The 15,513-nt window shown below is 44.7% G+C and carries 11 protein-coding genes and 1 pseudogene; 7 read left to right on the plus strand and 5 right to left on the minus strand.

Annotated features, from left to right (window positions below):
- Positions 1 to 56: 56 nt before the first annotated feature.
- Positions 57 to 998: a cysteine hydrolase family protein gene (locus G337_RS0122275; RefSeq protein ID WP_028865807.1), complete on the minus strand. Its 942-nt coding sequence runs from the start codon at positions 996 to 998 to the stop codon at positions 57 to 59.
- A 78-nt stretch (positions 999 to 1,076) separates the two neighbouring features.
- Here G337_RS0122275 and G337_RS0122280 point away from each other — a divergent pair, with 78 nt between their 5' ends.
- From G337_RS0122280 to G337_RS0122290, 3 genes are all read left to right on the plus strand, one after another.
- Positions 1,077 to 1,991, plus strand: coding sequence for a LysR family transcriptional regulator (locus tag G337_RS0122280; RefSeq protein ID WP_245597700.1), 915 nt, complete (start codon positions 1,077 to 1,079; stop codon positions 1,989 to 1,991).
- Positions 1,992 to 2,224: 233 nt separating this feature from the next.
- Positions 2,225 to 3,424 carry a Na+/H+ antiporter NhaA gene (gene nhaA, locus G337_RS27130; protein ID WP_037028438.1) on the plus strand — a complete coding sequence of 400 codons (1,200 nt, stop codon included), beginning with the start codon at positions 2,225 to 2,227 and terminating at the stop codon, positions 3,422 to 3,424.
- A 126-nt stretch (positions 3,425 to 3,550) separates the two neighbouring features.
- Positions 3,551 to 4,009 carry a ferritin-like domain-containing protein gene (locus tag G337_RS0122290; RefSeq protein WP_028865809.1) on the plus strand — a complete coding sequence of 153 codons (459 nt, stop codon included), beginning with the start codon at positions 3,551 to 3,553 and terminating at the stop codon, positions 4,007 to 4,009.
- 118 nt (positions 4,010 to 4,127) lie between these two features.
- Here the strand turns inward: G337_RS0122290 and G337_RS0122295 are convergent, their stop codons facing one another.
- Positions 4,128 to 6,476, minus strand: coding sequence for a zinc/cadmium/mercury/lead-transporting ATPase (locus G337_RS0122295; RefSeq protein ID WP_028865810.1), 2,349 nt, complete (start codon positions 6,474 to 6,476; stop codon positions 4,128 to 4,130).
- Positions 6,477 to 6,714: 238 nt separating this feature from the next.
- A complete protein-coding gene (locus G337_RS0122300; RefSeq protein ID WP_028865811.1) occupies positions 6,715 to 7,374 on the minus strand; it encodes a helix-turn-helix domain-containing protein in 660 nt (219 codons plus the stop codon).
- A 260-nt stretch (positions 7,375 to 7,634) separates the two neighbouring features.
- On the opposite strand from G337_RS0122300, the gene G337_RS0122305 reads away from it, so the two are divergent.
- The 3 genes from G337_RS0122305 to G337_RS0122320 all read left to right on the plus strand — a co-directional run bounded on the left by G337_RS0122305 (position 7,635) and on the right by G337_RS0122320 (position 11,851).
- On the plus strand, positions 7,635 to 8,999 hold the full coding sequence (locus tag G337_RS0122305; RefSeq protein ID WP_037028440.1) for a serine hydrolase domain-containing protein: 1,365 nt from the start codon (positions 7,635 to 7,637) through the stop codon (positions 8,997 to 8,999).
- Between the two features lie 340 nt (positions 9,000 to 9,339).
- Positions 9,340 to 10,668 carry an APC family permease gene (locus tag G337_RS0122315; protein ID WP_028865813.1) on the plus strand — a complete coding sequence of 443 codons (1,329 nt, stop codon included), beginning with the start codon at positions 9,340 to 9,342 and terminating at the stop codon, positions 10,666 to 10,668.
- 16 nt (positions 10,669 to 10,684) lie between these two features.
- Entirely contained in the window at positions 10,685 to 11,851 is a 1,167-nt protein-coding gene (locus G337_RS0122320; protein ID WP_028865814.1) for a M20 metallopeptidase family protein, read from the plus strand.
- 66 nt (positions 11,852 to 11,917) lie between these two features.
- Here G337_RS0122320 and G337_RS28000 read toward each other — a convergent pair.
- Both G337_RS28000 and G337_RS0122330 read right to left on the minus strand, forming a co-directional pair.
- Positions 11,918 to 12,329: pseudogene (locus G337_RS28000) on the minus strand (transposase); the annotation flags it as partial.
- A 16-nt stretch (positions 12,330 to 12,345) separates the two neighbouring features.
- Positions 12,346 to 13,296 (minus strand): sugar-binding transcriptional regulator, encoded by a 951-nt coding sequence (locus G337_RS0122330; RefSeq protein WP_028865816.1) that lies wholly within the window; start codon positions 13,294 to 13,296, stop codon positions 12,346 to 12,348.
- Positions 13,297 to 14,132: 836 nt separating this feature from the next.
- Between G337_RS0122330 and dalD the strand changes: the two genes are divergently transcribed.
- Complete coding sequence (gene dalD, locus G337_RS0122340) at positions 14,133 to 15,506, plus strand: D-arabinitol 4-dehydrogenase (RefSeq protein ID WP_028865818.1); 1,374 nt, start codon at positions 14,133 to 14,135, stop codon at positions 15,504 to 15,506.
- Positions 15,507 to 15,513: the final 7 nt, after the last annotated feature.

Here is a 15,513-nt window from a genome sequence, read left to right on the forward strand (position 1 = left end):
ATTCCCACGCAAGAGCATGGGAACTAGTTAACAGCCGGGAGAGCATCGTTTTTAAATTAGCGCTTGTCTGCTAACCAGGCTTGAGTGCTATAGCTCTCAGCGCCAGCAAATGAAAGGGACAGCAGATTGACGGCGACAATTTGTTCTCCTGTAAAACTATGCTCCTGATACTGCAGAGCAGGAGCTGCAATCGCATCTTCAATCACGGTGCACTGATAACCCTTATTAACCGCACTGCAGCAAATTGTCTGTACGCAGGCCTGCGCCATTGCCCCTACGATAACCAGCTTTTCAATACCTAATTCCACCAGCGTCTGCTCCAGCGCAGTATCGATGAAACTGTCTATCTGATGTTTAACGATCACCGCTTCCCCGTCGACAGGCGCCACACGGTTTTCTATTTCCACTCCTTCGCTGCCGGCTGTAAAGAACGGCGCATTTGCATCTTCGAAAATATGCTGAATATGAATAACCGGCAGCTGCTGCTCTCTGAAATGGTTAAGCAGTATTTTGGCCTGCTCCGCAGCTTCTGCAGTTTTGTGCAGCTCAAAACGTCCGCCGGCAAAATAATCTTTCTGCAGATCAACCAGGACCAGCGCAGTGCGCTGAGCATCCTGCAGCGGCGTCTGCTGCTGAGTTAACACACTAAAATCATCTTCCTGCAGATACCACTGCCCGTCATCTGCTAACGCCCATAACTCTTTACTGATAAAACCGCTGCCGATATTCATCGACCAGTTAGCCGACAAAACCGCCTGTTTTTCATTAAGCACCTTAATCTGCACATTACGATAAACCAGGTTTCCCGGCTTACTCTGTGCAAACTGCAGCCAGAACTCCCCTATTGCTTTGCGTCCTGCAAAAGACCCGAAAGGCGATACCTGCATGCCGGCATCCGGCAGGTAGCGATCGATACAGGCTTGGGTATCACCTTCATTAAATAGTGCAATCCATTGACGGCTGGCCTGCATAACTGCATTACGAATTAATTGACTCATGGTTTATCTCCTTGTTAATTGATGCAGTGAAGTTTATTCTTATTCAAACCAATAACAATTAGCCAAATAGTGAAAACAATGTTCATAAAAAACGAACAAAAGAGACTGGCCTATCAGATGCTGGTATTTGACGAGGTAGTGCAGAAAGGCTCTTTTACCGCAGCAGCAAAATCACTGGGACATACCAAGTCGGCAGTCAGTCACTACATAAGTCAGCTGGAGGACGGACTAGGGGTACGCTTACTTAACCGCAGTACACGCAAACTTAACCTGACGGTTGTAGGGCTGCAGTTTGCCGAGCGCAGTCAGCAGCTGCTCGAGCTGTTAACAGATACACTGGAAGATATACAGGAACATCAGCAGGCCCCCTCCGGGCGTATCGCTATTACCGCGCCGCATGCATTCGACGGCGCTTTGGTAACCCCCATTATTGCCCAGCTGTGCAGTGAATATCCGAACCTGCAGCCTGAACTGCTGTTTAGCGATCAGCGCCTGGATTTACTGGAGTACAAATTAGATCTTGCGGTATCAGTGGGGCAGCAGAAAGACAGCGCCTACCGCGCCGTCGCCATCGGCAGGCTGGACAGTATTCTAGTTGCCGCACCGCAGTATCTGGCCCAGACCAGTGCGGTTACAGCTGATAATTTATGTGAAAATAAACTGGTGTTACTGCCCTGGCAGGAGAACAGCCTGCTTCATGATAAACAGGGTAAATCAATAACCTTCAACAGTACAAAAGCCTTAAAGGTGAACACCTCAATCAGTGCCGTAAACAGTGTGAAATGTGCGCTGGGAATCGGTTTAATACCGACTATTTTTGTGCAGAGCGACCTTGACAGCGGGCAGTTACAGCGAGTATTACCGGCATTTCAGGGGGAAGTACGTGATGTTTATGCCCTGCACTCCTATCAGCAGCAGCTTCCCCCGCTTTTAAGACGTTTTATCGACAAATTAAAAACGGCATTTGCGCAAGTGAACAGCAGAAAATACTAAATTCCTTGAGAGACTGAAAACAGAAATATACCTAGTTCCACAATCTGAGTGATGACGAATAGTTTTAAAACTGATGCGGCAGCTGGCCGTATGAATTCCCACGCGGAGCATGGGAACTAGTTACAGCACACAAGTCATCAGAGGCTGCGCAGAACATGCCGGCTGGTGTTGATAATGATTATCATAATATTGAATCCTGTCCCTGTTGGTCCATACTGGAAACAGGAGTATCTATGTTTGAATCAATTCGCCGCTTTGTAAAAAATGAGGCTTCCAGCGGCCTTATGTTAATAGCGGCAGCCGTACTGGCATTAGCTGCAGCTAACTCCCCCTGGCATAATATCTACGAAGTGCTTATTAATTTAAAGCTCACCGTTGCCGTTGAAGAGTTCGCCATTTCTAAACCCCTGTTGTTGTGGATAAACGACGGCTTAATGGCAGTATTTTTCCTGCTGGTCGGCCTTGAATTAAAGCGCGAAGCCATCGAGGGTGAATTAAATACGCCTAAAAAAGTCATACTGCCTGCCCTAGGTGCGCTGGGAGGCATGATATTCCCTGCGCTGATTTATACCAGTATGAACATTCAAGATGATGTAGCCATTCAAGGCTGGGCTATCCCCACAGCCACCGACATTGCCTTTTCTCTGGGTATCTTAATTATATTAGGTAAGTGTGTTCCTAGTTCATTAAAGATCTTTTTAGTCAGTCTGGCCCTTTTTGACGACTTGGGCGCGATCATTATTATCGCTTTATTCTATACGGAGCATCTCTCCATGGGAGCGCTTCTTATCTCATCCGCCTGCATTGTGATTTTATGGGCAATGAACAAAGGTCAGGTGATAAGCAAAGCGGCCTACCTGATGGTGGGCGTAGTGATGTGGGCTTCTTTATTACAATCCGGTGTTCATGCCACTTTAGCCGGAGTTATATTAGCCCTGTTTATTCCTATGCACGGCATAGACTGGGACTCTAATAAAATGCAGCCCCTGCACGAATTAGAACGGGATCTTCATGCGCCTGTAGGTCTTATTGTTCTGCCGTTATTTGCCTTTGCTAATGCCGGCTTGTCTTTTTCACAAATAAACCTCAGCGAGGTTTTTCAAAATATTCCTCTCGGCATTATTCTCGGCTTGTTTGTCGGCAAGCAGGCCGGTGTCATGCTGACCGTCTGGCTGGGTATTAAATTTAATTTAGGGGCCATGCCGAAAAATGTCGGCTGGTCACATATGTACGGCATTGCTGTGCTGTGCGGTGTAGGTTTTACCATGAGTTTATTTATCGGCGGCCTGGCATTTGAGCAGTCCGGTGATGACCGCATAATGCAGCATCGCCTGGGAATTTTATTAGGCTCATTGTTATCCGCTGTGTGGGCAGTTATCTGGCTGCGCTGTTTCTGCTGCCGGGATGATAAAAATGAAGAGATTAAAATCTAAGCAGATAACTTTTTATTTTAGCAATGTCCGGATACAGCAGCAGAGCGCAGTAAAACTTGCTCTGTGTAATATGCACACTATTCTAAAGTAGACAGAAAGATGGTCGAGCGAAATGGAGAAATTATTATGAACGAGAAAGATACAAATAAATCCATTGATATCTTAAATAAAATTATGGAGCTTGAGCTGGCTGGCGTTGTCCGCTATACGCATTACTCATTAATGGTTTACGGCTACAACAGAATACCCATTGTCAGCTGGATGAAAAGCAACGCGCAGGAAGGATTAACTCATGCGCACAGGGCTGGAGAGCTGGTGACGCTTTTAGGCGGCCACCCGTCGTTAAAAATCGGCGCATTACTGGAGTCAACCAAACATCACATAGGTGATATTCTGCGTGAGAGTCTGGAGCATGAAAAAACGGCACTTGCCGCCTACTATGAACTGCTTAGAATAGCCGAAAGCAGAAAGTCAGTGCTTCTCGAAGAATACGCCAGAGAAATGATTGCAGCAGAAGAGATGCACCTTGACGAAGTGAACAAGATGCTGAGAAATCCTGGAGATATTCAGGCATTTAAACCCTAGTATGCATTCACTGCCGAGCGGCCGGTTAGCGGAAAAATTCCATCTAAATCAAGCAGAGTAGCTTTAATCATGAGCCCCCTCACCCGCTGTTACTACATTAGCTGATGAGGGGAAGCAGTTACTCCTGCTTCGATTTAAACTTTAACAAACGCAGCGCATTAAGGGTAACCAGAGCGGTAGCACCGCTGTCAGCCAGCACTGCCATCCACAGACCGGTGATACCAAATAATGTGGTCACTAAAAATACGCTTTTTAACCCTAGCGCCAGAAAAATATTCTGACGGATATTGTTCAGCGTTGCTCTGGAAAGCTCAATCACCATAGGCAGTTCTGCAATCCGGTTATGAGTTAACGCAGCATCGGCTGTTTCCAGCGCGACATCCGTACCGCCGCCCATAGCGATGCCCACTGAAGCTGACTTCATCGCCGGAGCATCATTAATACCATCACCAACCATAGCCACATGGCCTTTAGTATTAGCAAGCTCCACTTCCTTAACCTTGTCTTCCGGCAGCAGACCCGCGCGGTAATCCATATTCAATTCGCCGGCGATAGCTTTAGCCGCCCTGTCATTGTCGCCGGTAAGCATCAAACTGCTAACTCCCAGCTTAGACAAAGCACTCACGGCCGCCTTAGCATCCTCACGCAGGTTATCCCGCCACGCTAACATGCCGACAGGAACCTCATCATAAAGCACGACTACCAGAGTCTTACCCTGCTCCTGCAGGGAAATAGTCTGCTCAGCCTGCATGCTGCTGAGCTGGATATGCTCAGGCAGACGATCGGCAGCGCAAAGCAGCACAGTGATATTATCAACTTCCCCCTGTACCCCCTTGCCGACTATTGCTTCACGATGATCAGCTTCAACAACTTCAATGCCCAGCTTTTCAGCTTCCGTTACCACCGCTTTTGCCAGCGGATGAGCAGAGCCCAGCTCAACCGCGGCACTTCGAGCCAGCATCTGCTGCTGGTTAACATGCCAGGCAACGACATCAGTCAGTACAGGTTTACCCTCGGTAAGCGTCCCCGTCTTATCAAACGCAACCTGCTGAATATTACCCAGCTGCTCCAGTGCAGCTCCGCCTTTGATCAAAGCACCGCGTTTTGCAGCGGCTGCCAGACCAGAGGTAATAGCAGCCGGAGTAGAAATCACCAGAGCACATGGACAGGCTATTAACAGCAGCGTCAGGCCTCGGTATACCCAAGTGTCCCAGGGCTGAGCAAAAAATAGAGGAGGAACAACAATCACCGCGGCTGCCAGTACCATCATCGCGGGAGTGTACCAGCGACTGAAGCGGTCTAAAAATCGTTCCAATGGCGCCTTACGTGATTCTGCTTCTTCAATCAGGTGCAGGATCCGGTCGATGGCATTAGCGCCCGGCTCAGAGGTAATTTGAATTTGAACCACACGGTCCGCAGACAAAGAGCCCGCCATTACCTTTTCATTTTGCAGACGTTCAACAGGAACTGACTCACCGGTTAACGCACTTTCATCGAAACTGGCAGCACGGGTCAGCAGTACACCATCGGCGGGCAGGCGACCACCGGGAGCAACTTCAATAATATCACCGGGATTCAGCTGTTCGGCAGAAACAGACTGCCGCTGCCCGTCTACTATCAGAGTCGCCTCTTCAGGTACCAGGGCCATTAATGACTTGATACCGCTGCGCGCACGTCCCGATGCATAAGCCTCTAATCGTTCCCCGAGCATAAACAACAGCAGCACCATAGCCGCTTCAGCTGTTTCACCCAGATATAACGCACCAACCGCCGCCACACTCATCAGAGTTTCGATAGCAAAAGGAGTGCCGTTTTGGGCCAGATTAATAGATTTTCGCACTATGGGGATCAGCCCCCAGAGAGCAGCCAGAGTGAATGCGACCTGGCCGTATGTTTCAGAAAAACGGCTGACTGCAAAAGCAGCGGCCATCAACAGGGTAAGAATAATCAGGCTGGCATTTTGTTTAAGCAAAGATGCTTCGGCTTGTTGTGAATTGGATTTACGGCCCTTACTAGTCAACGTAAATCCAGTTTTTTCCGCAACCTGCTCGACCGTCTCCAGCAGCTCCGGCCCGGCAAATTCAACCACTAGTTTTTCGGTAGCAAACAAAACCTTCGCTTGTTTAATACCGCTAATCGCCTTTACTGCTTTTTCTATTTTTTGAGCGCAGCTTGGGCAGTCCATGCCCTGAATTTTCCAGCTGTAGGAATTTTTAAACGGGATATCTGTGGTCGGTTTTTCACTGCTGTGCTCGCTGGAGCAGCAGCTGCTTTTCTTATGACAAGATGCAGAGGGTGGACTGTCGGGCTCCGAACCAGGATCATCATCCTGTTGTTCTGTTGTGCAGCAGGATTCACCCGGAGCAGCAGTACCTAGTGAGGCAGGTGCCTGAGTTTTTACATTTGGAACCGCAGTTTGATGGCTGGGCTCTTTACATACATGGCTGTTACAGCAGTGACTAGACATATAAACTCCTTAATACAATTAATATGTGACAAATAAAAACAATATGGAAATTATAAACCTTGGACTAACATCCAAGGTCAAGCTTTAATTTGTACTTAATTGAGCGGCTCATTTATCAGCAGTGAAATTATTTAGTTTGAATTAACGTATAGTTATAACTAATTACTGCAGCTGTCCCTCTGAATTCCTGCGCAGAGCATGGGAACTAGGTAGAGTTAAAAACGCCCTTTTCTGCAGTTTATTCCTTTCCATGAAATATACGTTTTTTGTTTTTCGCATGTTGTACAGAGCCTTCTAAACGCATTAATTTACAATTAGAATTTAAAATAATCTTCGTTGGGATGCCGTTCTGCAGGACTGCGACTCGCCAGCTGTCATTGCAGTACTCTAACTCACCTATCGCAATAATTTGGCCGTTTTTCCCGAAAATACCAACTTCATCGGACTCGCAGATATTGCCTATGGGTGTAAAGAACACAATAGTGCCTTTCTTATAACGGGTATCATAATTATCAATTTCGACGGTGACATAATCCCTAATGGTTGCCATACGCGGCATGATAATGAAAGGGTTACTAACCTTTCCCTGCGACAGCGTCTGCTTGACTTCTGAAGTAAAAATGGTGGCATCCAGGCTGTACCATTCTTCTCCTCCATGCTCGAGGCGGTGGTGAAAGTAAGCGGGAGGCCGGTTTACCATTTGTGCAAAGCGGGAAATGAAATCGGTGTTAAGAGCAATATTTCCGCATAAATACTGGGAAAATGCCGATTGTTTCATTCCCAGCTGCTTTGCAGCCTGCGCCTGGCTGACTTTGTTCTCCTTTTTGTATAAGAACCAGCTCGATTGAATCTTGCTCAGCACATCATCATCGTAAGCACTTTGTTTTACATTATTCATTGCGGTTTCTCATATTATTAAATTCACTAATAAGTGGCAGATTATCCCGCCAAATTAATATCCTTATTATTCATAATGTTAAGTTGCAAACTCATACTTGGCCAGCATAAAAATATTACCACTAATAATATAACACCTGCAAGTCACATAACAATTATTATTAATACTAATTTTCTAGTGTTCGCCCCCCTGCTCCAGTAGATTGGCGACCAGCTTTAGACCTGCAGGTCATTAAATACTACTTATAAAAGGGTCATAGAATGAATAAATTATCTCTTAAGCCGCTGGCGGCCGCATTAACACTTTCTTTCACTGCACCGGTATTTGCGAACTCAGGGCATCCGCTGGCAAAGTATTTAACCGCACCAGGTGCTTCTGTTACGCTGCCGGTTGAGGCCGCGAAACAGCCTTTTGACAGTGAGCTTGTACAAGCCGCCTACGACAGCTTCAGCAGCTTCCATGCGCAGATGGGAGGCGATCATACACTTTATTACCTGACTAATTTTACATCAGTTATGCGTACGGACTGGATTAACCCCCATGACAGGCAGATTGAGCTGAAGCGTAATTTAAATGCCGATATTGGCAAAATCACCTTTAATACCGACAGCGAAGGAGAGCTGACACTGGATGAGTATCTGGCGCATCCAACATTCCGCCACCAGGGCGTTATGATGATTCATAAGGGTGAAGTGGTATACGAAGCCTATCCCGGCATGGCGCCGACTGACGTTCATCTCTGGGCTTCGGCAGCTAAGTCTGTCACGGGTCTGATTTCGGCAATGCTGATTGAAGAAGGCCTCCTAGACCCTAAAGCACCAGCGTCCCGCTACGTTACTGAGCTGAAAGGCTCGGCATGGGATGACGTGACGGTAATGGATTTAATTAATCACACTAGCGGGCTTGATATTGAAGAAAATAACAGCAGCATCCTGGATCCAGACTCAGTGTTTGTCCGCTTTATTATGGCAACTTTCGGGACAACCCAGACCAATGTAGAAATTGAAGACTGGCGTGAAATATTAAAAGAAGTAGAGCCGCTGCCCGGAGAAAAACCGGGAGAGCGTTTCCGCTACTCTTCATTGAACACCCAGGTACTTGGTCAGGTTATCGAACAGGTTACAGGAAAACGCTGGGCTGATGTCGTAGAGGAACGTATCTGGGGTACGCTTGGGGCTCGTATGCCGCTGCTGGCACACCTTACGCCGGATGGTACGGCGCTTAACCTGGGCATCATCTCGTCAACGCTGGAAGATTTTGCTAAATACGCAAACCTGTTTACCCCCAGCTGGCCGAAGTCAGGGCATAAGCAGCTAGTCACACCAGCCCTGCTGGAGCGTATTCGCAGCGAAGGCACAAGTGAAGCTTTTATCGGCGGTGCTAAAAACAAACAAGCATTAGGATTATTTGCAGAACAGCCCCTTAAAGGAGCCTACCAGTTCGACTTCATTTTTGAAGACGGTGCTTTGTATAAACACGGCAATACAGGTCAGGGTATGTATGTTGATCCAGAGCGTGACTTTGCCGCCGTGTATTTTTCAGCGACTCCTTATATTTCTCCCTATGGTGAAATCAAAGCACCGGCTTATTTCAGAAAGGCGGCTAAGCAGCTGACTGAAAAATAAGTCAGGGCAGCGGAATACAATAAATTAAAGCGAAATGATACAGGCACAACGGCCTTAGCTTTCACTATTATGCGGTAGCTGGCCCAGACAGAGCGTGAGAACTTCTTACCAGAGACGATGGAATGGTAATACGTATAGGAAACGTCTGACTAACAGGATTGTTGGGAGGGCGTTTTTTTACGCCGCAAGAAAATAGTACAGCAGAAGCAGCAGTTCATCAGAACACCAATTGGCCGGGATCCAGACAGTCAAAAACCGGCGGTATTTTCGGATTTATTTCAATGCCTGCAGCTGAAGAAAAATATTAACTAATTAATTAACAAAATAAGGGCTTACTCCTATGAATGAAAAACAGAAAAAATTCGGCTTATGGTCAATTGTATTACTTGGATTTAACTCCATCATTGGCTCGGGAATATTTCTCTTACCCGCTTCGCTTTATAAGTTTGCCGGTGACTGGTCCGTCGCTGTCGTGTTTATCACCGGGGCTATCGTGGCAACTATCGCGCTTTGTTTTGCAGAAGCTGCAGGATATTTCAGTAAAAACGGCGCAGCATACGTCTATACCAAAGAAGCTTTTGGAAACTTTGCCGGTTTTGAAGTCGGATTTTTGAAATGGTTTATGCAGTGTATCGCCTGGGCGGTTATGGCAGTGGCATTTAAAAACATTGTTGCTAATACGTTTGAATTTACTGATAACACATTTCTTTGTAATTCCATTGTGGCAGGTATCATAGTATTACTTACCGCTGTCAACTTACTCGGTGTAAATGCGGCTAAAGCTGTGAATAATATTTCCACAATCGCCAAGATGCTGCCGCTGCTGTTCTTGATTGTGGTTGGAATCTGGTACATCACACCGGAAAACATCATCCCTAACTCAAACCCTAATCCGACTTACTCTCTTAATTCTGAGACTCTCGTTTCAGCGTTAATTTTAGCTTTCTACTCATTCACCGGGTTTGAAACCTTTGGTACCGCTGCCGAAGATATGGATAACCCTAAGAAGAACCTGCCCCGAGCTATCTGCTTATCTCTTGGTATCGTAATAATGTTCTATGCATTGATTATGGCTGTAACGGTCGGTATTCTTGGTGAAAGCGTTGCTGAATCAGGCACTCCACTGGCTGATGCCGCACATGTTATATCGGGTAACTTTGGTTACTGGCTGATTACTATCGGCTCTATTATTTCAATTGCAGGTATTAATACAGCAGCATCATTCCATATTCCACGAGCACTGCTGCCGTTAGCAGATGACAAAATGGTACCCGAATTCTTCGGCCGCAAAACTAAAAATGGTGTGCCGGCTGCCGCTATCATTGTTTCCGGCTTAGTAACTGTTCCTGTCGCTTTAAGCGGTTCATTCGCAGAACTAGCAATGCTCTCTGTTGTAGCCCGCTTCGCTCAATACATTCCAACATGTATCAGTATCCTGATTTTCCGTAAAAGGTTTGCAGGAGACAAAGAGGCACAATCATCCTTTAAAGTGCCATTGGGCCCGGTTCTACCAGCGGCAGGAACAATAGTCTGCCTCTATCTTCTGTCTGACCAGGATCCAGTGAAGATCCTTATCGGACTTGGATTTATGGCATTAATTTCCCCGCTTTATTTTATTGCTCAAAAGAAAGCTAAGTCAGTAGAAGTTAAACAACTCGAAGCTAACTAATCAGAAGGTAATAATTATGCTTACAGCAACAGCACCGCTCACTATAAACGAACAGCTGACTCAGCAGGCAGCCGGCTGGCGTAGAGAGTTACACAAGATTCCAGAACTTAGCTTTGATCTGTACAAAACTCAGGAATACATCATTAACTTACTGAAACATTGGAACATAGCGTATGATCTTGGTTACGGTAAAACAGGTATTGTCGTTACTATCAAAGGTAAAAAGCAAGGCGATACAATAGCTTTCCGCTGCGATATGGACGCACTTCCGATGCAGGATGCCTGCGGTAAGTCATGGGCTTCTACACATGAAGGATGCTCCCATTCATGCGGTCACGACGGACATATGGCTATTACTCTAGCTGTTGTTAAACATCTCGCTGCTTACAATGAATTTAGCGGATGTGTAAAAATTCTGTTCCAGCCGAGTGAAGAAAACGGGCAAGGTGCTAAAGCAATGATCAAGGATGGTTTATACAAAGATCATCCCTATACCCAGCTGTACGGTTTTCATAATATGCCCCGCCTGCAGGACGGGACAATTCAGGTTCGTTACGGTGCGACTACCGGTGCCGGTGAGGTGTTTACGCTGTCAGTGACGGGTAAAAGCGGCCATAGCTCCGTACCTCATAAGTGTATTAATCCAATATCCGCAGCCTGTGAAATCGTTAATGGATGGAACAATATTACAACAAACATTAAAAATGATATGGCGATTATTTCTACCTGTAAGTTAAACGGCGGCACTGCTATGAATGGAATACCAGAGCAAGCGTTAGCCGGCGGTACTATGCGCTACTTTGAAGCGCACATTGCCGATTACATGCGCGACAACATGCATCAGATCGCTAAAGAGGTGTGTAAAAAGTACGGCGCGGTCTATGACTTATTGTTTGAAGTCCTTTGCCCTGCAACCATTAACACCATTGAACACACAAACACTGTCATTGAATGTGCGAAGCAGCTGTATGGTGCAGAGAATGTTGTTACTGACGTACCAGCATCACCCGGCGGTGAAGATATGCAGTTTTTTGTTACCGACAAAGTTGACGGTGCCTGCTGGTTTATGATCGGTACCAAAGGAACAAACACACATACCGCTAGTTTTGATTTTGATGATACCTGTATTCATAGAGCAGCATCTATGCTGGTGAATATCGTTTATAACCGCTTAGCAAAGTAACAAGGAAACAACATGAATTCATTTATTAAGTGACCATAGTTCGATTTAATTTTTATCATAATCGGTTTAAATTAATTTTAGCTCATCATCTGCCAGCTTGATTTTTGGTTTCTTCTTTTTTTTAAAATATATAACTAAACCTGAGATCAGTTGATCATAAAGCCATTTTGCTTCTATGCCGACTATGTTCTATCTGAGATATATCATTAATCATCTCAATGATATATCTCTTTGATAACATGGCTCTATTAAATACAGATATAACTTTAGCTTTCATATTTTTTCGTACTGTTGTGACTAAATTGATATCTTTTTCGAAGAGTTTTTCTGCCCATTTTTTACCAATGCAGTCTTTATCAGCAAAGAGTTTATCCGTAATATTTTTACACAAATTTGTCAGCTGCGTTCTGTCATTAGTATTGCCGGCCGTTATACTTACCGAAAATATTTCACCAATATGATCATTGTGTCTTTTAAATGCCAGCCTTACATAACTAGTTGGTCAGCAGCCATCTTGCGGTTTGCTCGTCGGTCACTAAACCATTTAGCCATTTGCCTTTAAGCGCAGCTAAGATGGCGGCTTGTTTTTCGCTGCCGGATGCAATGGCTATGACATTTTGCTTTTTATTATTACGCACATCATAACTGGTAACACTTTTGTTGATCTTATGATCAACACCACTCCCCTGCTCATCAATAAAACGGCCCAAAATTTCTCCCACCACACCAATTTTTCGTAATGATTCTGATTTTTCATTATCAATAAATCGATCTTGTACGATGGGGCTTTTATCACCTATCGATCCAATACCAATAAAAATCACATCTGCGTTATCGGCTTTAGTAGTGATATTCTGATACAAGGGGTTGTTGCACCACATATTATAATCTTCTTGATTATTGGAATAACGTGGGGCAGGTAACTGGTAATAACGTGCTTTGATTTTACTGGCAAATAATAAGGGAACATCATCGTAATAATTACATAGACCTTCGCTATCCATGGCGCTGATTAAGGCGACACATTTATGTTGTGGTCGATCAATTTTTTCCAGATAGTTGATGGCTTTTTTTAAGGTTTTTCCTGAACCTAGCCCAATCTTTATCGGGGTTTCTTGGCTAATGTATTGCGATATGACTTGTGCACCTCCGTAGGAAAGGGATGTTTCTTCATCGGTTTCACTATATTTTCCATTGGGAACAATATGGCAAAGCTGCAGCTTAAACTTATCTTTTAATAACCCTTCATATTCAAGGCATGAGGCAATAGGGTGATTAATGCCGATAGAGATAATGCCTTCATCCTTTGCTGCTGCAATCATACGCTGTGCGGCTGGTCGCGAGACACCTAAAGCAGCAGCCACTTCGCTTTGATTAGCACCTGATACATAATATAACCATGCAGCCCTGACGATACTGTCTATTTTCGAATTACTCTCTTTCACGGCTTGATTCCTGCGTTATTATATTAGGTGGTTAGCTTAATAAGATTGATGTAGCTGCTTATTGTGATCCTGCTAGTTTAAGTAAAATCTAACGTGAGTGTTGGTGGCAGGTCAAGTAGTTTAGTTTTTTGTGTATAGCTCCGGTGCGGATTCATCGTTTTCCGGATGCTAGCGCAAGGCAATAACGATAACCTTCGTTGTTATCAGGCTTTGAGTTAGCATGCTAACTTATCTTTTTTACGGCCGGTATCTGCGCTGGTTGCATCCCTGACTTGTTCCACGATGGCACGTATCGACTTGCCTCTCCAATTTGATTTGTATTTTAAACTTGCTTTAAAGAGGCGCTGTAGTGCTGTTTTTGAGCCGTCAAAGGGAAAATAAAAGTAAGCTGTTGGAAATAATGCTTGCTCACGATAAAGCATTTAACAAAAAAATAAGATACACCTATTGTTCAGGGATATGCATGAGATAGGGGGGGTATTAATTTCAGCAAGCTCGTTTAGATGCTCGCTGTTTGTCTAGCTTACCATTATAAATTGTCATTAATCTTGTTCTCTCTTCCTTTTAAATTATATTTTTGTTCAGCACGTTATATTTGTCTTGTCTGTTTATTAGCTAATTATTAATGATAAAAACACAGTAAATTTCTCCCTCAATTTATCGATTGAACTCTGCTTTCATTTTCTTCTGTTCGACTTTTCAACAAAAAAATTAGACTTGAGCACTATTGAATAATAATTCAATTTATGGATAATTGCCCAATTATGATCAAAAGCCCAGCTTTTGGGCAATTGCTCAAGTATAGTCACTGCTAACAATTAACTGGAGGTAATAACATGACTAAATCAAATAAATACACTTGGCTGCATATCGGATTGGGTTCTTTTCATCGTGCACATCAGGCGTGGTATTTACATAAACTGATTGAATCTGGCGATGACTCTTGGTCTATTTCTGCTGGTAACATTCGTAACGATGCTGAAGATATTGCCGGCCACCTAGCAAACCAAGATGGTAAATATATGTTAGAAACGATTTCCCCTAAGGGTGACAGCGCCTATGAAGAGATCACGTCTATTCAAAAGATTATTCCATGGCAGGCAGATTTGGCACCATTAATCGCGGAAGGCATGAAAGAATCAACGAAAGTTATCGCTTTTACAGTGACCGAAGCGGGTTACTATCTTGACACTAGCTTTAAGTTAGACCAAGAAAACAGCGCCGTTGCAGCGGACTTAGCGGGCGATAATCAAACCATTTATGGCACGGTAGCAAAAATTCTTCGTGAGCGAATGAAAGCAGAGAATGGACCCGTTACCTTATTGAACTGCGATAATGTTCGTCACAATGGTGAGCGTTTTCACGATGGTCTAATGGAGTTTTTAGCACTAAGCGGTGATAGCGAACTGCTTGCTTGGTTAGAGAGCAATGCGACTTGTCCAAATACGATGGTTGACCGTATTACACCTCGTCCAAGTGCTGAATTACCCGCGCGTATTGAAATGAAAACCGGCATTGCTGACAAAGCGCCAGTGATGGGAGAAGAGTTTATTCAATGGGTCGTCGAAGATAAGTTTATTACTATTCGTCCCAATCTAGAGACGGTGGGTGTTGAGACCGTTGACTCAGTTATCCCCTATGAAGAAGCTAAAATTCGCATTTTAAATGCTTCTCATAGCTGTATTGCGTGGGCTGGAACGTTGGCAAATCAATCTTATATTCATGAAAGTACATTAACCGATTCTATCTTTAAAGTCGCTTACGATTATGTTACTGAGGATGTTATCCCCAGTTTAGGTAATAACGGTATCGATTTACCGACTTATCGAGATGTGGTCCTTGAGCGTTTTACCAACCCCTATATTCAAGATACTAACCAACGTGTTGCAGCTGATGGCTTCTCTAAAATTCCTGCCATGGTTACTCCAACAATGATTGATTGTTATAACCGTAACGAAACGCCAGATGCGACGGCGGCACTACCCGCGCTCTTCTTTACCTTTATGCAGAAATGGCACGAAGGTCAACTACCTTACGAATACCAAGACGGCATTCTCGATGAGCAGGCTGTGCATGCTATGTATAACTCAGCGGATCCCATTAAAGCTTATGCGACCAACGAGATGTTATTCGGTGAGCTAGCGAGTAAGCCTGAATTTGAAACGCTGCTAAGAAATAAAATCGCAGTTGTTTCACCAATGTTTAGCTAAAGGAGCA

Source organism: Psychromonas aquimarina ATCC BAA-1526 (genome assembly GCF_000428725.1).
Classification (GTDB): Bacteria; Pseudomonadota; Gammaproteobacteria; order Enterobacterales; family Psychromonadaceae; genus Psychromonas; species Psychromonas aquimarina.